The organism is Halodurantibacterium flavum, assembly GCF_042681825.1.
GTDB lineage: Bacteria > Pseudomonadota > Alphaproteobacteria > Rhodobacterales > Rhodobacteraceae > Halodurantibacterium > Halodurantibacterium flavum.
In genome coordinates this window covers 315,699-335,821 of record NZ_JBHUGH010000003.1, presented here as the reverse complement: position 1 = coordinate 335,821, position 20,123 = coordinate 315,699, and the positions used below count along the sequence as shown (strand labels likewise).

19 protein-coding genes and 1 tRNA gene are annotated in these 20,123 nt (G+C 65.0%); 16 read left to right on the top strand and 4 right to left on the bottom strand.

Annotation, left to right across the window (positions count from 1 at the left end):
* The first annotated feature begins 4 nt into the window (after positions 1–4).
* The 6 genes from ACFSGJ_RS05450 to mscL all read left to right on the top strand — a co-directional run bounded on the left by ACFSGJ_RS05450 (position 5) and on the right by mscL (position 8,774).
* Positions 5–268 carry a sarcosine oxidase subunit delta gene (locus ACFSGJ_RS05450; RefSeq protein ID WP_390259977.1) on the top strand — a complete coding sequence of 88 codons (264 nt, stop codon included), beginning with the start codon at positions 5–7 and terminating at the stop codon, positions 266–268.
* Entirely contained in the window at positions 265–3,174 is a 2,910-nt protein-coding gene (locus ACFSGJ_RS05445; RefSeq protein WP_390259976.1) for a sarcosine oxidase subunit alpha family protein, read from the top strand. Before ACFSGJ_RS05450 ends, ACFSGJ_RS05445 begins: the two co-directional genes overlap by 4 nt.
* Positions 3,167–3,715, top strand: a complete 549-nt coding sequence (locus ACFSGJ_RS05440) for a sarcosine oxidase subunit gamma (RefSeq protein ID WP_390259975.1) — start codon at positions 3,167–3,169, stop codon at positions 3,713–3,715. The genes ACFSGJ_RS05445 and ACFSGJ_RS05440 overlap by 8 nt, the downstream gene beginning before the upstream one ends.
* 61 nt (positions 3,716–3,776) lie before the next feature.
* Positions 3,777–5,732, top strand: a complete 1,956-nt coding sequence (gene dnaG / locus ACFSGJ_RS05435) for a DNA primase (protein WP_390259974.1) — start codon at positions 3,777–3,779, stop codon at positions 5,730–5,732.
* 84 nt (positions 5,733–5,816) lie between these two features.
* Positions 5,817–7,799 carry an RNA polymerase sigma factor RpoD gene (gene rpoD / locus ACFSGJ_RS05430; protein ID WP_390259973.1) on the top strand — a complete coding sequence of 661 codons (1,983 nt, stop codon included), beginning with the start codon at positions 5,817–5,819 and terminating at the stop codon, positions 7,797–7,799.
* A gap of 528 nt (positions 7,800–8,327) precedes the next feature.
* Positions 8,328–8,774, top strand: a complete 447-nt coding sequence (gene mscL, locus ACFSGJ_RS05425; protein WP_390259972.1) for a large conductance mechanosensitive channel protein MscL — start codon at positions 8,328–8,330, stop codon at positions 8,772–8,774.
* On the opposite strand, the gene ACFSGJ_RS05420 is transcribed toward mscL, so the two are convergent.
* The 3 genes from ACFSGJ_RS05420 to ACFSGJ_RS05410 are packed head-to-tail and all read right to left on the bottom strand — an operon-like array spanning position 8,771 to position 10,434.
* Positions 8,771–9,343: a cob(I)yrinic acid a,c-diamide adenosyltransferase gene (locus tag ACFSGJ_RS05420; protein ID WP_390259971.1), complete on the bottom strand. Its 573-nt coding sequence runs from the start codon at positions 9,341–9,343 to the stop codon at positions 8,771–8,773. The two genes, mscL and ACFSGJ_RS05420, sit on opposite strands and share 4 nt — an antisense overlap.
* A 1-nt stretch (position 9,344) precedes the next feature.
* Positions 9,345–9,551: a twin transmembrane helix small protein gene (locus ACFSGJ_RS05415; RefSeq protein ID WP_390259970.1), complete on the bottom strand. Its 207-nt coding sequence runs from the start codon at positions 9,549–9,551 to the stop codon at positions 9,345–9,347.
* Between the two features lie 52 nt (positions 9,552–9,603).
* On the bottom strand, positions 9,604–10,434 hold the full coding sequence (locus tag ACFSGJ_RS05410; protein ID WP_390259969.1) for an SDR family oxidoreductase: 831 nt from the start codon (positions 10,432–10,434) through the stop codon (positions 9,604–9,606).
* A 52-nt stretch (positions 10,435–10,486) separates the two neighbouring features.
* On the opposite strand from ACFSGJ_RS05410, the gene parC reads away from it, so the two are divergent.
* Positions 10,487–12,721: a DNA topoisomerase IV subunit A gene (gene parC, locus ACFSGJ_RS05405; RefSeq protein WP_390259968.1), complete on the top strand. Its 2,235-nt coding sequence runs from the start codon at positions 10,487–10,489 to the stop codon at positions 12,719–12,721.
* Positions 12,722–12,772: 51 nt separating this feature from the next.
* Here the strand turns inward: parC and ACFSGJ_RS05400 are convergent, their stop codons facing one another.
* A complete protein-coding gene (locus ACFSGJ_RS05400) occupies positions 12,773–14,137 on the bottom strand; it encodes a cytochrome P450 (protein WP_390259967.1) in 1,365 nt (454 codons plus the stop codon).
* Between the two features lie 225 nt (positions 14,138–14,362).
* On the opposite strand from ACFSGJ_RS05400, the gene tuf reads away from it, so the two are divergent.
* From tuf to rplL, 9 genes are all read left to right on the top strand, one after another.
* On the top strand, positions 14,363–15,538 hold the full coding sequence (gene tuf, locus ACFSGJ_RS05395) for an elongation factor Tu (protein ID WP_390259956.1): 1,176 nt from the start codon (positions 14,363–14,365) through the stop codon (positions 15,536–15,538).
* Positions 15,539–15,683: 145 nt separating this feature from the next.
* A tRNA-Trp gene (locus tag ACFSGJ_RS05390) sits at positions 15,684–15,759 on the top strand.
* Positions 15,732–16,664, top strand: a complete 933-nt coding sequence (locus ACFSGJ_RS05385) for a hypothetical protein (protein ID WP_390259966.1) — start codon at positions 15,732–15,734, stop codon at positions 16,662–16,664. The genes ACFSGJ_RS05390 and ACFSGJ_RS05385 overlap by 28 nt, the downstream gene beginning before the upstream one ends.
* Positions 16,665–16,734: 70 nt before the next feature.
* Positions 16,735–16,932 carry a preprotein translocase subunit SecE gene (secE, locus tag ACFSGJ_RS05380; RefSeq protein ID WP_390259965.1) on the top strand — a complete coding sequence of 66 codons (198 nt, stop codon included), beginning with the start codon at positions 16,735–16,737 and terminating at the stop codon, positions 16,930–16,932.
* Between the two features lie 207 nt (positions 16,933–17,139).
* On the top strand, positions 17,140–17,673 hold the full coding sequence (nusG, locus tag ACFSGJ_RS05375; RefSeq protein ID WP_390259964.1) for a transcription termination/antitermination protein NusG: 534 nt from the start codon (positions 17,140–17,142) through the stop codon (positions 17,671–17,673).
* 76 nt (positions 17,674–17,749) lie between these two features.
* Positions 17,750–18,178 carry a 50S ribosomal protein L11 gene (rplK, locus tag ACFSGJ_RS05370; protein ID WP_150420948.1) on the top strand — a complete coding sequence of 143 codons (429 nt, stop codon included), beginning with the start codon at positions 17,750–17,752 and terminating at the stop codon, positions 18,176–18,178.
* Between the two features lie 3 nt (positions 18,179–18,181).
* On the top strand, positions 18,182–18,880 hold the full coding sequence (rplA, locus tag ACFSGJ_RS05365) for a 50S ribosomal protein L1 (RefSeq protein WP_390259963.1): 699 nt from the start codon (positions 18,182–18,184) through the stop codon (positions 18,878–18,880).
* Between the two features lie 235 nt (positions 18,881–19,115).
* Entirely contained in the window at positions 19,116–19,631 is a 516-nt protein-coding gene (gene rplJ, locus ACFSGJ_RS05360; RefSeq protein ID WP_390259962.1) for a 50S ribosomal protein L10, read from the top strand.
* 70 nt (positions 19,632–19,701) lie between these two features.
* Complete coding sequence (gene rplL / locus ACFSGJ_RS05355; protein WP_390259961.1) at positions 19,702–20,076, top strand: 50S ribosomal protein L7/L12; 375 nt, start codon at positions 19,702–19,704, stop codon at positions 20,074–20,076.
* Positions 20,077–20,123: the final 47 nt, after the last annotated feature.

Genomic DNA, 20,123 nt, shown 5'->3' with positions numbered 1-20,123 from the left:
TCCGATGCGTCTTCCCTGTCCCCTGTGCGGCCTTCGTGACCGGCGCGAATTCACCTATTACGGTGCCGCGGACTATCTGGCCCGCCCGCCCGAGGATGCGCCCGAAGCCTGGGACGATTACCTGCACAACCGCGACAACCCGGCGGGCGAGACCCGCGATCTGTGGTATCACGACGGGGGGTGCGGCGCATGGCTGGTCGTCACCCGCAACACCATGACGCATGAGGTGGCCGCCGCCGCCCTTGCCAATGGCGGAGAGGTCGCATGAGGCTCGAGGGACGCGGGCTGATCGACCGCAGCCAGCCGCTGCGGTTCGACTTCAACGGCAGGACCTATGGCGGCTATGCCGGCGATACGCTCGCCTCGGCGCTTTTGGCGAATGACGTCCGGCTCGTCGGCCGCAGCTTCAAGTATCACCGTCCGCGCGGCATCCTGACCGCAGGGTCCGCCGAACCCAACGCACTGGTCGAGATGCTGGAGGACGGGCAGGTCACGCCCAACACCCGCGCCACCGTGCAAGAGCTTTACGACGGCCTTGCCGCGCGCAGCCAGAACTGCTGGCCCTCGGTGGGTTTCGACCTGCTGGCGGTGAACGATGCCTTTGCGCCCTTTCTGGGCGCGGGGTTCTATTACAAGACCTTCATGTGGCCGCGCGCCTTCTGGGAACGGCTTTATGAGCCGGTGATCCGGCGCGCCGCGGGCCTTGGGCGGCTGTCGGGGCGGCATGACGAAAGCTGTTACGACAAGGCCTTTGCCTTTTGCGATCTCCTGGTGATCGGCGCCGGGCCTGCCGGTCTGATGGCCGCACTGGCCGCCGGGCGGGCCGGGGCCGACGTGATCCTGTGCGACGAGGATGCGCGGATGGGCGGCCGCCTTCTGGCGGAGCGTGTGGTGCTGGACGGCACCGACGGGCCGGGCTGGGTCGCGGGCGTTCTGGCGGAACTGGGCGCGATGCCCAACGTCCGGCTGATGCCGCGCACCACGGTCACCGGCGCCTATGACCACGGGACCTATGGCGCGCTGGAACGTGTGGGGCTGCATCTTGCGCCCGTGCCGGAACGCCCGCGGGAATGTTTCTGGCGCATCGTTGCGCGGCAGGCGGTGCTGGCGGCCGGGGCGCTGGAACGCCCCGTGGCCTTTGCCGGCAACGACAGGCCGGGGGTGATGCTGGCCGGGGCAGTGCGGGCCTATCTCAATCGCTGGGGGGTGGCACCGGGGCGCAAGGTCGCGGTCTTTACCAACAATGCCGACGGGCTGCGGACGGCGGACGATCTGCGCGCGGCGGGGGTCGATGTGACGGCGGTTGTCGATGCGCGGCCCGACGGCATCGGGCGCTGGCCGGGCGGTGCGGTCGTGGCGACGCGCGGCCGGCGCGGGCTTTCGCATATCACGATCCGCCATGGCGGACGCGAAGAAGTTGTCGAGGCGGATTGCCTTGCCGTCTCGGGCGGGTGGAACCCGTCGGTGCACCTGACCTGCCATCTGGGGGCGCGGCCGGTCTGGGATGCGGCGCGCGCAGCGTTCCTGCCTGCGCCTGATGCTGTTCCGGGCCTGCATCCAGCGGGGGCCGCGGCAGGGGCGCAAACGACGGCGGAATGTCTGGCCGACGGCCTGCGGGCGGCGGGACGCGCGCTGGATGCGCTGGGCCGGCCGATGCCCGAGGTTGCCGTGCCTGACGTGCCGCAGGAAGAAACCGCAATCGCCCCGCTCTGGTCCGTGCCGGGCAAGGGCCGTGCCTTTCTCGATTTCGCAAATGACGTGACGGTCAAGGATGTGCGCCTTGCCGCGCGGGAAAACTTTGCCAGCGTCGAGCACATGAAACGCTACACGACGCAGGGCATGGCGCCGGACCAGGGAAAAAGCTCCAACGTCGCGGCGCTTGCGGTTCTGGCGGACGCGACGGGGCGCGATATCGCGGAGACGGGCACGACCACGTTCCGCCCGCCCTATTCGCCGGTGTCGATCGCGGCCTTGGGCGCGGGGGCGCGTGGCAAGGGCTTTGCGCCGGAACGGTTCCTGACCTCGCACGAGGCCACGGTGGCGCGTGGCGCGCCAATGATCGAGGCGGGCCTCTGGTATCGGCCGTCCTATTTTCCGCAGCCCGGCGAGTCGACCTGGCGAGACTCCTGCGACCGGGAGGTGCGGATGGTCCGGCAGGCGGTGGGCGTCTGCGATGTCTCGACCCTTGGCAAGATCGACATTCAGGGGCCGGATGCCGGGGCCTTCCTCGATTTCGTATATACAAATACCTTCTCCAACCTGCCCGAGGGGCGGGTCCGCTACGGCCTCATGCTGCGCGAGGACGGGCATGTGATGGATGACGGCACCACGGCGCGTCTTGGCCCGCATCATTACCTGATGACCACGACGACGGCGGCGGCGGGGCAGGTGATGCGCCATCTCGATTTCGTGCTGCAGGCGCTGCGGCCCGACTGGCAGGTCCGGATCGCCTCGGTCACCGACCACTGGGCGCAGTTCGCCGTCGCAGGCCCGCTGGCGCGGCGGCTGGTCTCCTCCTTGCTTGACGATCCGATGGGCGCGCTTTCCTTCATGGGGTGCGCGCCGGTCCGGGTCATGGGGGTCGAGGGGCGGCTCTTCCGCATCTCTTTCTCGGGCGAGGAGGGCTATGAGATCGCGGTGCCGGCGCGGTTCGGCGCGGCGCTGTGGCGCGATCTGGTGGCGCGGGCGGAAACGCTGGGCGGCGGCCCCTACGGGATGGAGGCGCTGAACGTCCTGCGGATCGAAAAGGGGTTCCTGACCCATGCGGAAATCCATGGCCGGGTGACGGCCTTCGATGTCGGGCTGCAGGGCATGGTCAGCGCGCGCAAGGACTGTATCGGCAAGGCGGCCAGCCAGCGCCCCGGTCTGACCGGGCCGGATCGGGAACAGCTCGTCGGCCTCAGGGCGCGGCAGGCCGGTGACGTGCTGACTGCGGGGGCGCATCTTTTCACCCCCGGCGATCCGGTCGGGCGCGAAAACGATCAGGGCTATGTCACCTCGGCCTGTTTCTCGCCGACACTGGGGACGCATCTGGCGCTGGCCTTCCTGCGGGACGGGCGCGCGCGGCACGGGCAAGAGGTGCGGCTGGTGGACCATATGCGCGGGATCGACGTGATCTGCGACGTCACGGCCCCTGTATTCTTTGACCCGGAAGGAGGGCGCGCCCGTGGCTGAACTTCTGCCGTCCGAGCCGCTGGAGACGCTGTTGCCGGAAACGATCGGCGGCTGCCGGCTGGCGCTTTTGCCGCAGGACCGGCTGACACTGATCGCGCCCTATCAGGGGCGGCGCGAAGAGGTGGATCTGGCGCTGCGGTCCTGCGATCTCGGCTTTCCGGCGCCGAACCGGGTGATCGAGGGGCCGGGCGGGCGGGCGGGCGAACGGATCGTCTGGTGGGGGCGCGAGGCCGCGATGTTGATTGGCACCGACGCCCCGCGCGACATGCCCGCAGCCGTGACGGACCAGACCGATGGCTGGCGCGGCTTTCGTCTGGAAGGGGGCGCGCATGTCGACGTTCTGGCACGGCTGGTGCCCGTCGATCTGCGCGTGGGGGTCTTTGCCCCCGGCCAAGCGGCACGGACGTTGTTGGGCCATATGTCGGTGACGGTGGTCCGGCGGGACGAGGCGGGGCTGGAATTCTACGTCATGCGATCCATGGCCCGCACGGCGGTGCATGAGATCCTGTCGGCGATGGCGCGGGTCGCGGCCTACCCCTGACGCGAGAGGTTGCCCGAGAGCTTGACTGGACAGCAGCGTCCGCAGGGCGGATATTGGCGGCATGAGTCTGCCGCCCGGCTTCCTTGATGAATTGCGCAACCGTACGAGCCTTGCCCAGGTCGTCGGCCGCAAGGTCATGTGGGACATGCGCAAGTCGAACCAGGGCAAGGGCGACATGTGGGCGCCATGTCCGTTCCATCAGGAAAAGTCGGCCTCGTTCCACGTCGATGACCGCAAGGGGTTCTATTACTGCTTTGGCTGCCACGCCAAGGGCGACGCGCTGACCTTCGTGCGCGAGACGGAGAACATGGGCTTCATGGAGGCGGTGGAGCTTTTGGCGCGCGAGGCCGGCATGCAGATGCCCGCCCGCGACCCGCGTGCCACCGAAAAGGCCGACCGCCGCAGCCAGCTGGCCGAGGTGATGGAACAGGCCGTGCGCCATTACCGGCTGCAGCTTGGAACCGCCGCCGGATCGGCCGCGCGGGACTATCTGGACCGCCGGCGGCTGAGCGAGGATGCCCGGGCGCGGTTCGAGATCGGCTTTGCGCCGGATGCCCGGCAGGGGCTGTTCAATCATCTGACCGGCAAGGGTATCGCGGCAGACCTGATCGTGGAGGCTGGGCTTGCCGCGCGCCCCGACGATGGCGGCGCGCCCTTTGATCGGTTCCGGGGGCGCATCATCTACCCCATTCGCGATGCGCGCGGCCGCTGCATCGGCCTTGGCGGACGGGCGATGGATGCGAATGCGCGGGCCAAGTACCTTAACAGCCCCGAGACCGAGCTGTTCGACAAGGGCCGCAGCCTTTACAACCACGGCCCCGCGCGCGAGGCGGCGGGCAAGGGCCAGCCGCTGATCGTCGCGGAAGGCTATATGGATGTGATCGCGCTGGTCGAGGCCGGGTTCGGGGGCGCGGTCGCCCCGCTTGGCACCGCGATCACCGAGGATCAATTGCGCATGTTGTGGCGGATCGCGCCCGAACCCGTCGTGACGCTGGATGGCGACAAGGCGGGGCTGCGGGCCGCGATGCGGCTGGTTGATCTGGCGTTGCCGCTGCTGGAGGCGGGGCAATCGCTCCGCTTCTGCATCCTGCCGCAGGATATGGATCCGGACGATCTGATCCGCGCACAGGGGCCGGGGGCGATGCAACGGCTGCTGGATCAGGCGCAGCCGATGGTCAGCCTTCTGTGGCAGCGCGAGACCGAAGGGCAGGTATTCGACAGCCCGGAACGCAAGGCGGCGCTGGACAAAAGGCTGCGGGAGGTGATCGGCCAGATCCGCGACCGTTCCATCCGCGAGCATTACGGCCAGGAGATCAACCGCCTGCGGTGGGAGCTGTTCGGGAACCGGCGCAAGTCGGCGCGGTCCGAGCAGGGATTTCCGCCGGGCAGCCGGTTCAACGGGCGGCGCTGGATCGCACCCGCGCTGCCGCTGGCCAGCACGCGGAGCTCGCTTCTGGCGGCAGCGCAGGGCGCGCAGGTGGAGGATATGCTGCGCGAGGCGATCGTCCTCGCGACGCTGTGCGTTCACCCGCAGCTTGTCGCGCAATTCGAGGGCCCGCTGGAGCTGGTGGAGCTGCACGACCCCGATCATGAGGCGCTGCGGCACACGCTCCTGTCGCTCGGGCCGGTAACGGATCCGGCAAAAGCGCGGCAAAAAATCCGGGAGGATGCGGGCCCCGCCCTTGAAAAACTGATGGCGCTCGGCCATGTGCAGATCGCACCGCCCGTCCGCAACACCGGCGATACCGATCTGGCCCGCATGTGCGTCGCCGAAGAGTTCGCGAAACTGGAGGCACGGCGCGGCGCACAGCGCGAGATCAGCGACGCTGTCGAGGATATGGACGGACTTGCAGACGAGGGCCTGACCTGGCGCCTGTCGCAGGCGGCCCAGGCCCGGCATTGCGCGGAACGATCTGCCCTTAACGACGCAACCGATCTGGGAGAAGATCGCGCGGCCCTTTCGCGCCACCTTCAAAGCCTGATCGATGGGCAGATCTGGGTAAAGAAAACCCGCTGAGGGGTTTCCGCATCTGTGATTCGCGCTAATGAGTCGCTAAACACGGGAAACGATTCGGATTCTGTCCCTTCCGAAGGAGCATCCATGGCTGCCAAAGATACCGATGACGGCAAACCTGAAGACCAGGAAACCGAGATCACACTTGATATGAGCCAGACGGCCGTCAAGAAGATGATCGCGGATGCCCGGGAGAGGGGCTACATCACCTATGATCAGCTCAATCAGGTTCTGCCGCCCGATCAGGTGTCGTCGGAGCAGATCGAGGATGTGATGTCGATGCTCTCGGAAATGGGCATCAACGTGATCGAGGACGAAGAGGCCGAGGAAGGCGAAACGGGCGGCGCCGTGGTCGAGACCTCCGGCTCGCGCGAGATCGCTGTTGCGACCACGCAATCCGAGACGCTGGATCGGACCGATGACCCGGTGCGGATGTACCTGCGCGAAATGGGCTCGGTCGAGCTTTTGTCGCGCGAGGGCGAGATCGCCATCGCCAAGCGGATCGAGGCGGGCCGGAACACGATGATCGCAGGGCTTTGCGAAAGCCCGCTGACCTTTCAGGCGATCACGATCTGGCGCGACGAGCTGCTGAGCGAGGATATCCTTCTGCGCGACGTGATCGACCTGGAGGCGACCTTTGGCCGCTCGATGGACGACGACGACGATATGGACGAACCCGTCGTGGACGGGCTCGACGCGGGCGCCTCGCAGTCCCGCAAGTCGTCGGAGCCCGAGCTTGACGCGGATGGCAACCCGCTGTCGCGCGGCGACGAAGAGGATGAGGACGACGACCAGTCGAACATGTCGCTGGCGGCGATGGAAACCGCGCTCAAGCCGCGTGTGCTCGAGACGCTGGACAGGATCGCGCGCGACTATTCCTCACTGGCCGAGATGCAGGACCAGCGGATGTCGGCGACCCTGAACGAGGTCGGCAGCTTTTCCGTCGTGGATGAGGCCGCCTATCAGAAGCTGCGGTCGGAAATCGTAGAGCTGGTGAACTCGCTTCACCTGCACAACAACCGGATCGAGGCGCTGATCGACCAGCTTTACGGGATCAACCGCAAGATCATGTCGATCAACAGCGGCATGGTGAAGCTGGCCGATCAGGCCCGCATCAACCGCCGCGAATTCATCGACGAATATCAGGGCTATGAGCTTGACCCCGTCTGGCTGGACCGGATGGCGCAGAAATCCGGCCGTGGCTGGCAGACGCTGATCGAGAAAAGCCGCGACAAGGTCGAGGAACTGCGCAACGAGATGGCGCAGGTCGGCCAGTATGTCGGTGTCGATATCAGCGAGTTCCGCCGCATCGTCAATCAGGTCCAGAAGGGCGAGAAAGAGGCGCGGCAGGCCAAGAAGGAAATGGTCGAGGCGAACCTGCGGCTGGTAATCTCGATTGCCAAGAAATACACGAACCGGGGTCTGCAGTTTCTGGACCTGATCCAGGAAGGCAATATCGGCCTGATGAAGGCCGTGGACAAGTTCGAGTATCGGCGCGGTTACAAGTTCTCGACCTATGCGACCTGGTGGATCAGGCAGGCGATCACCCGGTCTATCGCGGATCAGGCGCGCACGATCCGTATCCCGGTCCACATGATCGAGACGATCAACAAGCTGGTCCGCACCGGGCGGCAGATGCTGCATGAAATCGGCCGCGAACCGACGCCCGAGGAGCTGGCCGAAAAGCTGCAGATGCCGCTGGAAAAGGTCCGCAAGGTGATGAAGATCGCCAAGGAGCCGATCAGCCTCGAAACCCCGATCGGGGACGAGGAAGACAGCCAGCTCGGGGATTTCATCGAGGACAAGAACGCGATCCTGCCGCTCGACTCGGCGATTCAGGAAAACCTGAAGGAGACGACGACGCGGGTGCTTGCCAGCCTTACGCCGCGGGAAGAGCGTGTCCTGCGGATGCGGTTCGGCATCGGCATGAACACCGATCACACGCTGGAAGAGGTCGGCCAGCAGTTCAGCGTCACCCGCGAACGTATCCGGCAGATCGAGGCGAAGGCGCTGCGCAAGCTCAAGCACCCGAGCCGAAGCCGCAAGCTGCGGAGCTTCCTCGACCAATAAGGGTGTCCTGGCAGGAAATGAACGGGGTCGCGCGGGGCGCGGCCCTTTTCCGTTCGGGCCCCATTCTTTCGGATGGATCCCCCCGCCATATGTCGTCATTTTTCCGCAAAGATATTGTTCCACGACGCAGAATCCGCTGCTATAACAGGCAGCAAGAGGGGGAGCAGCAGCGTGGATGGACACGCACGGACTGGGAACGTGTCAGGACGTAAAAACCCAGATCTCACCTGAGCCGGCATCAATCCCGGCCTGCCACTCCTCTACATCGCGGTCTGCCTTGCGGCAGGAGCTACGGGCAAAACGGCCCCGGCATTGATCCGAGGCCAGTTTGTTTGTGCCTGTACCGCCTTGCGCGTCTTTGACCCTGACGAGTTTCGCGCGCATTGCTCCACAACACCCGAAGTCCGTTCCGGTTCCCGCGCATCGATAAAAAAATCCCATGGATGATGCGCTTTCCCGCGCGTTGGCACGGCCGCCCTTGCCAGATTGGCCCGCCCGCATCAGAAAGAGGAAAAAAGGGGGCGCGTCATGTTGAAGGAATTCCGCGATTTCATCGCCCGTGGCAATGTTATCGAGCTTGCCGTGGGTATCATCATCGGGGCGTCGTTCACGGCGATCGTGAATTCGCTGGTGCAGGATCTCATCAACCCGCTCATCGGGATATTCACCGGCGGCGTCGATTTCTCGAACCTCTTCATCGCGCTTTCGAGCGAGTCATTTTCCAGCGTTGCGGCGGCCGAGGCCGAGGGCGTCGCGGTCTTCCGCTACGGTGCGTTCATCACGGCGGTCATCAACTTTCTGATCATCGCCTGGGTCGTCTTTCTGCTGGTCAAGGGCGTGAACAAGGTGAAAGAGGCGGCCGCCCGTCAGCACCCGCGCGCGCCCGAACCCGACGCGCCGCCGGTTTCTCCCAAGGGGCCGACGCAGGAAGAGCTTCTGGCCGAGATCCGCGACATTCTGAAGGGGCGCGCCTAGCGGTTCGCCCCTGGCACCCAAAGCACATCGCCCGCGCCGCTGTCATTCGCGATCCGGCTGGCCACAAAGAACCAGTCCGACAGCCGGTTCAGATAGCGGATCGCATCCGGATTCACGTCCTCGGCGCTTGCGAGCTCCACCACCAGCCGTTCCGCCCGGCGGCTGACCGTGCGGCAAAGATGGAGATGCGCGGCAAGGGCCGATCCGCCCGGCAGTACGAAGCTGCGCAACGGGGCAAGGCCCGCGTTCATCTCGTCGATCTCGGTTTCGAGCCGCGTGACCTGCGCGGCGGCCATGCGCAGCGGCGGAAACTTGGCCTCGGCATCGCGGTCCATGTCCGGTCGGCAGAGATCCGCGCCCAGATCGAAAAGATCGTTCTGGATCAACCCGAGCCGCTGGTCGATCAGCCCATCGGCATGAAGCCGGGCAAGGCCCACCGTCGCGTTCGTTTCATCCACGGTGCCATAGGCATCGACGCGCAGATCGTGTTTGGGCACACGCGCGCCATTGCCGAGCGCCGTCTGGCCGGCATCGCCGGTGCGGGTGTAGATGCGGTTCAGGACGACCATCTCAGCCCCCCATCTGGCGCAGGGCGACAAAGCCGAGGACCAGCGCGATCGCGACCGCCTGCGCGATGATCCGGTAGCGCATGATGCGGTTCGCATGGCGGCGGTTGAACTCTCCGCCCCGGGCAAAGGTGCCGATCCCGAAGAGCAGGATCACGAGCACGACAAGGGATGCAAGCATCCCGACGATGAAGAGAGGGTCCTGCAGCATGATGATTCCTTCCTTTGACCCTATTTAGGGTCCCGCGCCGCCGATACGATCCTTACCCCCTGGAAATCAGCCAGTCGAGCGCGCGCGTCGGGAGAAGTCGTCGCAGCCCCCCCATCAGATGCGTCGGCGTGGTGACATAATATCGCGGCTTCGGGCGCGGCGCCTCAATCGCGTGGATCAGACGGCGCGTGACCGCATCCGGGGGCAGCTCGAACCGGTCCGGGTCACGATCGGCGTAAAGGCGTTTCAGCAGGCTTTCGCGATATTGTCCGGCCCGGGCGGAAGCCTGCCAGTCGATATGGCGCTCGAAATGCGGAATCGAATTCATCCTGATCCGGGAGGTGATCGGCCCCGGCTCGATCAGCGAGACATGGATCGGCGTGTCGCGCATTTCCAGCCGCAAGACGTCGGTCAGGCCCTCCAGCGCGAATTTCGTGGCGACATAGGCGCCGCGCCATTTCAACGGCACGAGGCCCAGCACGGACGAGCACATGACGATCCGCCCATGTCCCTGCGCCCGCATGACGGGGATCACCCGCCGCGTCAGATCGTGCCAGCCAAAGAGATTGGTCTCGAAGATCTCTCGCAGCGCCTCGCGCGGCAGATCCTCGACCGCCCCGGGGATTGCGAAGGCGCCGTTGTTGTAAAGCGCGTCAAGCGTGCCGCCGCTGCGCGAGAGGGTTTCGTCCACAGCCTCAGCGATGCTGGATCCGCTGGCGTAGTCAAGCACGAAGCTCTCCAACCCTTCGGCGCGCAGGCGGGCGGCATCCGTTTCCTGCCGGCAGGTCGCAAAGACGCGCCAGCCGCGCGCCTGCAGCGCATGTGCCGCCGCATGGCCGATGCCGGAAGAACAGCCGGTGATCAGGATGGTTTTCCGCGACATCTGTTCTCATTCGCCACTGGACCGGGTTTGTCGCCCCGTTTACAGGGGAAGGATGACCGATACCATCGACTCCGCCCCGGAAGAACCCTCGCTCTCGGAACCCCTGCGCCGCGCATTGGGGGAGCGTTATCTGCAATACGCCCTGTCGACGATCATGCACCGGGCCTTGCCGGATGCGCGCGACGGGCTGAAACCCGTGCACCGGCGTATCCTTTACGCGATGCGGGAACTGCGGCTTTCCTCCACGGGCGGGTTCAGGAAATCGGCCAAGATCTCGGGCGACGTGATGGGGAACTACCACCCGCATGGCGACGCCGCGATCTATGACGCCATGGCGCGGCTGGCGCAGGACTTCAACGTCCGCTACCCGCTGGTCGACGGGCAGGGCAATTTCGGCAATATCGACGGCGACAATCCCGCCGCCGCCCGCTATACCGAGGCCCGCCTGACCGCCGCCGCCGAGGCGCTGATGGAAGGGCTGGCGGAGAACGCGGTCGATTTCCGCGCCAATTACGACGGCACACTGGAAGAGCCCGTGGTGCTGCCGGCGTCCTTCCCGAACCTTCTGGCGAACGGGTCGAGCGGGATCGCCGTGGGCATGGCCACGAACATACCGCCGCATAACATCGGCGAGTTGGTCGATGCCTGCCTGCTCATGGTCGATCGTCCGGATGTGACCGACGATGAACTGGTCGCGCTGGTGCCCGGCCCCGATTTCCCGACCGGCGGCGTCATCGTCGAACCGCGCGAGAATATCCTTGAGGCCTATCGCACCGGCCGCGGCGCCTTTCGCCTGCGCGCCCGGTGGGAGATCGAAGATCTGGGCCGCGGCACCTGGCAGATCGTGATCACCGAGATCCCCTATCAGGTGCAGAAATCCAAGCTGATCGAAAAGCTGGCGGAACTGATCCAGACCAAGAAGATCCCGGTGCTGGCCGATGTGCGCGACGAATCCGCCGAGGATATCCGCCTGATCCTCGAACCCCGGTCGCGGACGGTGGACCCCGAGCTTCTGATGGGCATGGTCTTCCGCAACTCCGATCTGGAAACCCGGTTCTCGCTCAACATGAACGTGCTGATCGACGGGCGGACGCCCAAGGTCTGCAGCTTGCGCGAGGTGCTGCGGGCGTTCCTTGACCACCGGCGCGAGGTTCTGGTCCGCCGCAGCCAGCACAGGCTGGAAAAGATCGACCACCGGCTGGAAGTTCTGGAAGGCTATATCATCGCCTTCCTCAACCTCGACCGGGTGATCGAGATCATCCGCACCGAGGACGAGCCGAAGCCCGTGATGATGGCCGAGTTCAGCCTGACGGATGTTCAGGCCGAGGCGATCCTGAACATGCGGCTGCGGTCCTTGCGGCGGCTGGAAGAGATGGAGCTGCGGCGCGAGCGCGACGACCTGCAGGCCGAGCGCGCCGGTCTGGAGACGCTTTTGTCCAGCGAAGCGGTACAATGGGCGCGGATCGCCGAGCAGTTGCGCGAAACGGCGGAAAAGTTCGGCCGCGAGGCACCGGGCGGTGCCCGCCGCAGCCGCTTTGCCGAGGCCGCGCAGGTCGAAGACGTGCCGCTGGAGGCGATGATCGACCGGGAGCCCATCACCGTGGTCTGTTCCCGCATGGGCTGGATCAGGGCGATGAAGGGGCATATCGCGCTCGATCAGGAGCTGAAGTTCAAGGACGGGGACGAAGGCCGCTTTGTCTTCCACGCCGAGACGACCGACAAGATCGTCATCTTCGGCACGAATGGCCGGTTCTACACCATCCTCGGTGCCAACCTTCCGGGCGGGCGCGGCATGGGGGAGCCGCTGCGGCTGATGGTCGATCTGCCGAATGACGCGGATATCGTCGAGATTTTCGCGCATCGTCCCGCCAGCAGGCTGATCGTCGCCTCGTCGGACGGCGACGGCTTTGTCGTGGCCGCGGACGAGGTTCTGGCGCAGACCCGGGCCGGCAAGCAGGTTCTGAACGTCAAGGACGGCGTGCGGGCAAAGGTCTGCCGCGTCGTTTCCGGCGATCACGTCGCGGTGGTAGGCGAAAACCGCAAGGTTCTGGTCTTCCCTCTGGACGAGTTGCCGGAAATGGCCCGTGGCAAGGGGGTCCGCCTTCAGAAATACAAGGATGGCGGGTTGTCGGACCTTACGACCTTTGCCCTTGCGGCGGGGCTGTCGTGGAAAGACCCCGCCGGGCGCACGCGGACGGAATCCGATCTGGCGGAGTGGTTGGGCAAGCGGGCGACCTCGGGCCGGATGGCGCCCCGGGGCTTTCCGCGCGACAACCGCTTCAACTAGGCCGCGTCAGTCAGGTGCGCGCTTCGCTGGACGGGCCGGCGGGACCCTTCGCTAGACGGGGTCGACGCGCAGCCAGACGCCGCCCTCGGGCCGCAGCGTAAGGATCAGCACAGGCCGCGGTTCCTTGCCCGGCACCGGGGCAAAGCGCAACCGCGCGAGCAGCGTGGCAAGGATGATCACGGCTTCCTGCAGGGCAAAGGATGCGCCGATACAGACGCGTGGGCCGTCGCCGAAGGGAAGATAGGCAAAGCGGTCGATGGCCCTCGGGTCGGCGAACCGGTTCGGGTCAAAGCGATGCGGGTCGGGCCAGAGCAGATGGTTGCGGTGCAGCGCGTAGATAGGCAGCATGATCGTGTCGCCCGCGCGCACCTCCCGCCCGCACAGCCGGTCGGGCTTTTGCGCCGTGCGGGCCAGGAATGCGGCCGAAGGATAGAGCCGCAGGGTTTCGTCGACGATCTGGCGGATATAGGGCAGCGAAGGGAGATCCGCCGCGGTGGCGGGCCGGTCGCCCAGCACCGCCTGCGCCTCGGCCCGGGCGCGGTCCTGAACCGTCTGATCGAAGGCACAGAGATAGAGAGCCCAGGCAAGGGTCAGGGCCGTCGTCTCATGCCCGGCGACGATGAAGGTCAGAAGGTTGTCGCGAAGCTCGGCCGTGGTCATGCGTCGTTGCGTCTGCGGGTCCTCACCTTCCAGCAGCAGGTCGAGCAGGTCGGGAACCGGCCTCGCGCCGGTTTTTCGGCGCGCCTCGATCGCACCGTCGGCCACGCGTTTCATCTCTCGCAGGGCGCCGCTCGACATAACGCGCGCCGGGCGCGGCACCCACATCGGCGCGCCGATTATGTCGAGCAGCGACACCCGCGCGGTCTGGGCGATATAGTTGTCGATTGCGTGATGGACGGCGCTGCGGTCGAACCCCTCATCGCCGGAAAAGGTCACGTCCGAGATCACCTCGAACGTGGCTGTCACCATCTCGTCAAAGACATTCGTGGCACGTCCCGCCGACGCGGCCAGCCGGTCCACTGACCGTTCCGCGGCCAGTGTCATGACGGGACCGAGGTTCTGGATATTGCGCAGCGCAAAGGCCGGTGCGGCCGTCCGGCGCTGCCAGCGCCAATGCGCGCCTTCCGCGACGAACAGGCTTTCGCCGATAGCGGGGCGCAGGATCAGCTTCGTGACATCCGATTTGGGATAGTCGTCCACCGCGTCGCGCAACACACGGCGGTTCGCGCCCGGATCCATGATCATGTGCCAGCGTTTGCCCATCCGCCCCGAAACCATCGGCTGCCGCAAGGCAAGTTCGGGGATCAGTTCCAGCAGGTTGCGCCGCGCGACACGGAACGATTTCCAGATCCCCCAGGGTTCCCGGGCAAGCGGGACCTGAACGGGCAGGGGCGGGTTCGGAACGGTCTGGTCCATGGCATGACTCCTTGATCCCTATATAAATGGCCCGGCCATCGCATCCAGCCGCGTCCACCCCTTGCCGACCCCCGCCGGGCCCCCGCCGGGTCCATGTGACGTCAAGTCGTCGATCTTGTGCCGAGGTCGTTTCCCTTCTTGATTTTTCCGGATGGGCTGGATACATCGCCCGCGATGTTTCATCGGGTCCTGCTGGACCCCCTTAACCATGGGGCGCCCCGGAATATGGCAAAGGCAAAGTTTGAACGTAACAAGCCGCACGTCAACATCGGCACGATTGGTCACGTTGACCACGGCAAGACGACGCTGACGGCTGCGATCACGAAGTATTTCGGTGAGTTCCGGGCCTACGACCAGATCGACGGCGCGCCGGAGGAGAAGGCGCGGGGGATCACGATCTCGACGGCGCATGTGGAATATGAGTCCGAGGCGCGTCACTATGCGCATGTGGACTGCCCCGGCCACGCCGACTATGTGAAGAACATGATCACGGGTGCGGCGCAGATGGACGGCGCGATCCTGGTTGTGAACGCGGCCGACGGGCCGATGCCGCAAACGCGCGAGCACATCCTGCTCGGCCGTCAGGTTGGCATTCCCTACATGGTCGTCTACCTGAACAAGGTCGACCAGGTGGACGATCCGGAGCTTCTGGAACTGGTCGAGATGGAAGTGCGCGAGCTTCTGTCGTCCTACGACTACCCCGGCGACGACATCCCGATCATCAAGGGCTCGGCGCTGGCGGCGATGGAAGGGCGTGACCCGGAGATCGGCGAGAACTCGATCCGCGAGCTGATCGCGGCGGTGGACAGCTACATCCCGACGCCGGAGCGCGCCGTGGACATGCCGTTCCTGATGCCGATCGAAGACGTGTTCTCGATCTCGGGCCGCGGCACGGTCGTGACCGGCCGTGTGGAACGTGGCGCTGTGAACGTGGGCGACGAGCTTGAGATCGTCGGCATCCGTCCGACCAAGAAGACGGTCTGCACGGGCGTCGAGATGTTCCGCAAGCTGTTGGACCGCGGAGAGGCCGGCGACAACATCGGCGCGCTGCTGCGCGGCGTGGACCGTGACGGTGTGGAGCGCGGTCAGGTTCTGTGCAAGCCGGGTTCGGTGAAGCCGCACACGAAGTTCGAGGCCGAGGCCTACATCCTCACGAAAGAGGAAGGCGGCCGTCACACGCCGTTCTTCGCGAACTACCGGCCGCAGTTCTACTTCCGGACGACGGACGTGACCGGGACGGTGATGCTGCCCGAGGGCACCGAGATGGTGATGCCGGGCGACAACCTGAAGTTCAACGTCGAGCTGATCGCCCCGATCGCCATGGAAGAGAAGCTCCGCTTCGCCATCCGTGAAGGCGGCCGCACCGTCGGCGCCGGCGTCGTCTCGAAAATCATCGAGTAATCGCGGACATTGACGCGACTTAGGGGGGCTGCCTTCGGGCGGCCCCTTTCCTTTGAAGCATGTCCGTCAGGGACAAATTCGGTTTCAGGCCTCGCAAATCGCTCTTGATCTTGGCGGGCAAAACCCGTAGGTCGCGGGCAGGCAAAGGGGTATAGCTCAGTTGGTAGAGCATCGGTCTCCAAAACCGAGGGTCGTGGGTTCGAGTCCCCCTGCCCCTGCCAGTTCCGCAGAAACCGGGACGCATAACGCGCCGCAGATCGTTCTTCACGTTGGCGCGCACAAGACGGCCAGCACGCATCTGCAGCATACGATCCGGTCGCAGGGATGGCGCCTGCGACGGCAGGACGTGACGTTTCTCGGGCCGCATATGCTGCGCGGCCAGATCATCGACCTTGAGCCCGTTGCCCGCGATCCCGGACTGCTGCCCTTTCTGCGGGCATTGCGAATGCGAACCGGCTTCCGCCGGCTCTGCAAGGGTCACAAGCAGGTGTTCGTCTCGGACGAAAATCTGCTTGGCGGCACCTACAGCCTTCGGCGGGTCGCGCCCGTCCGTCTTTATCCCGATGGCGCACAACGCATCGGACGGTTGCTGCGGCGGCTCGGCATTCCGCGGGCAAAGGTGCTGCTGGCGGTGCGGGACCCCGCGACGCACCTGGTCTCGAATTATTCGCAGCGGCTTTTTGCCGGACCGTTCATCCCCTTTGACGAGTATGTGAAAGCGACCGACCCGCTTGCGCTGCGCTGGTCGCAGGTGGCCGAAGAGATTCTCGCGCTGCCCCGGGTCGAGGAACTGGTGATCTGGCGGATGGAGGATTATCCGCGCCTGCTGCCCCAGATCCTGGGTATTGCCGTGACCGAGGGCGTGGCGCGCTGGATGAAGCCGCTGGAGGGGGCGCGGCATCAGGGCCTTTCCGCGCGGGCACATGAACAGCTTGCGGCCTGGGCCGCCGAGGGGCAGTTTCCGCCCGGCGCCGCGCGCAAGGCACGGGAGATGTTCCCGAAATCCGGAGACGTGACCGCCTATGCTCCCCTTGAACCCGAGCTTCTGGCGCAAAGCGCCCTCGCCTATGCCGAGGATCTGCGCCGTCTCGAGGGCCGGCCCGGGATCACGCTTCTGCGGCCTTGATGCCGGCCCGGCTTGAAAACCGCCACGCAACCCGATATCTGCACCGCCAACCAGTATGGGACAAAGATTCATGGCCAAGGCAAATCCACTCCAGTTCATCCAGCAGGTGCGGAGCGAAGTCGCGAAGGTGGTGTGGCCGAACCGCCGCGAGGTGACGCTGACGACCGTGATGGTCTTCATCATGGCGGCGCTTGCGGCCGTGTTCTTCTTTGCCGTCGATTTCCTTATCAGGACGGGCCTGACGACGCTGCTGGGCTTTTTCGGCTGAACCGGTCGGCGCGGCGCGGGCGCGTTTCGGCGCATCCGGTCTTGCGCTTGGGGGGGCGGGGATGTAAGGCAAGGCCCTGCCTTCGGAACCGGCGTGCATCGATTCGGTATGCGCGCTGTTTTTTGTTCCGGGCAGTGCGGGCGCAAGCTTGGCAGAAATTGATGAACGAACGGTGACGCGATCGCCGGGGATGTGGGGTTAAGACTGATGGCGAAGCGTTGGTATTCGGTGAGCGTCCTCTCCAACTTCGAGAAGAAGGTCGCCGAGCAGATCAAGCAAGCCGTCGCAGAGAACGGTCTTGAGGATGAGATCGAGGAAGTTCTCGTTCCCACCGAAGATGTGATCGAGGTGCGCCGCGGCAAGAAAGTCACGAGCGAGCGCCGTTTCATGCCGGGCTATGTGCTCGTGCGGATGGAGATGACGAACCGCGGCTATCACCTGATCAACTCGATCAACCGCGTCACCGGTTTTCTGGGCCCGCAGGGCAAGCCGATGCCGATGCGCGATGCCGAGGTGAACGCGATCCTCAACCGCGTCGAAGAGGGTGAGGCCGCGCCGCGCAACCTGATCCGCTATGAAGTCGGTGAGCAGGTGCAGGTGACGGACGGCCCGTTCGAGGGATTTGCCGGCATGGTCGAAGAGGTGGACGAAGGCAACAGCCGCCTCAAGGTGACCGTGTCGATCTTTGGCCGGGCGACCCCGGTCGAGCTGGAATTCACGCAGGTGTCCAAGGGCGCCTGACGTGTATCTCGTGGGAGGCCTTGCGCCGGACCACTAAACCATATGCCCACGGGGCTGGTGACAAAGGAGAGGCCAGATGGCCAAGAAAGTAATCGGGCAGCTCAAGCTGCAAGTGAAGGCGGGGCAGGCCAACCCATCCCCGCCGGTCGGCCCCGCGCTGGGTCAGCGCGGCATCAACATCATGCAGTTCTGCAAGGACTTCAACGCCCGTACGCAGGACATGGAGCAGGGTGCGCCGACGCCGGTGATCATTACCTACTATCAGGACAAGTCCTTCTCGATGGAAATCAAGACGCCGCCCGCGTCGCATTTCCTGAAAAAGGCCGCCAAGCTGAACTCCGGCTCCAAGAAGCCGGGCCGCGACGTCGCGGGTTCGGTGACGGTTGCGCAGGTCAAGGAGATCGCGCAGGCCAAGATGAAGGACCTGAACGCCAACGACATCGAGGCAGCGATGCAGATCATCCTGGGCTCGGCCCGGTCGATGGGTATCGAGGTGAAAGGTTAAGCCATGGCAAAGCTCGGAAAACGGACGCGCGCCGCGCGTGAGGCTTTTGCCGGCAAGGACAACCTGTCGGTCGAAGATGCGGTCAAGCTGATCAAGGCGAATGCCTCGGCCAAATTCGACGAAACGCTGGAAATCGCGCTGAACCTCGGCGTCGATCCGCGTCACGCCGACCAGATGGTGCGTGGCGTCGTCACCCTGCCGAACGGCACCGGCAAGACCGTGCGCGTTGCGGTTTTCGCCCGCGCCGCCAAGGCCGAAGAGGCCAAGGCAGCCGGTGCGGATATCGTCGGCGCCGAAGACCTGATGGAGACGATCCAGTCGGGCAAGATCGAGTTCGACCGTTGCATCGCGACGCCGGACATGATGCCGCTGGTCGGCCGGCTCGGCAAGATCCTCGGGCCGCGCAACCTGATGCCGAACCCCAAGGTCGGCACGGTGACGATGGACGTCAAGGCCGCCGTCGAGGCTGCCAAGGGCGGTGAGGTCCAGTTCAAGGTCGAGAAGGCCGGCGTGATCCATGCCGGTATCGGCAAGATCTCGTTCGACGAGGGCAAGCTGGCCGAGAACGTCCGTGCATTCGTCGAGGCCGTGTCGCGCGCCAAGCCGACCGGGGCCAAGGGCGCCTATATGCGCAAGGTCTCGCTGTCCTCGACGATGGGGCCGGGCGTGTCGGTCGATCTCGCCTCGGCGAGCGGCAACTGAGAATTCCGCCGGGGTAACCCCCCCGGCAGAATGACGGGGCGGCAACGCCCTGTCCTGTCCGAGACGGTGGGGGGCCTTCGTGGCCTTAATATCCTGCCTGAGATGGGAAACGAGACGAATTCCGGGGACTACCTCGGGCGATTTGGCCTCGGGACCCTTCACGGACCCGAACGGCCGGAATCTTTCCGGTCAACTTGAGCCGGGGGGAATTTCCCCTCAAACTTGGAGTAATACTGTGGATAGAGCCCAGAAAGAGAAAATGGTCGAGGAACTCGGCCAGATCTTTGAAAGCTCTGGCGTGGTTGTGGTTGCACACTACGAAGGTCTGACAGTTGCTCAGATGCAGGACCTGCGCGCGCGTATGCGTGAAGCGGGCGGGTCCGTTCGCGTCGCCAAGAACAAGCTCGCCAAGATCGCCCTTGAGGGTAAGCCCTGCGCAAGCATTGCTGACCTTCTTTCGGGCATGACCGTTCTCACCTATTCCGAAGACCCTGTCGCAGCAGCGAAGGTCGCGGAAGCCTATGCCAAGACGAACGACAAGTTCGTGATCCTTGGCGGGGCGATGGGTGAGACGGCTCTGGACCAGGCCGGTGTGAAGGCCGTTGCCGCAATGCCGTCGCGTGAAGAGCTTATCGCTTCGATCGTTGGCTGCATCGGGGCACCTGCTTCGAACATCGCCGGGGCCATTGGCGCGCCTGCTTCCAACATCGCGGGCATCCTCTCCACCTTGGAAGAGCGTGAAGCCGCGTGAGCACTGTCGGACATGCGTAGGGTTGAAACCCGGCATGTTGGAACACAACTGAAAGAACGGAAACGGTAAAATGGCTGATCTTAAGAAACTCGCCGAAGAGATCGTGAACCTCACGCTTCTCCAGGCTCAGGAACTGAAAACCATCCTGAAAGACGAATACGGCATCGAACCCGCTGCTGGCGGCGCCGTGATGATGGCCGGCCCGGCTGCTGGCCCGGCTGAAGCTGCCGAAGAGAAAACCGAGTTCGACGTGGTTCTCGTCGACGCGGGCGCACAGAAGATCAACGTGATCAAGGAAGTGCGCGGCATCACCGGTCTTGGCCTGAAAGAAGCCAAGGACTTGGTCGAAGCTGGCGGCAAGGTGAAAGAAGCTGCGGGCAAAGCCGAAGCTGAAGAGATCAAGGCGAAGCTGGAAGCAGCCGGCGCCAAGGTCGAACTGAAGTAATCGACGGGGGCGCCGCCCCTGATCGCACTGAACAGGCTGGGCCCGGA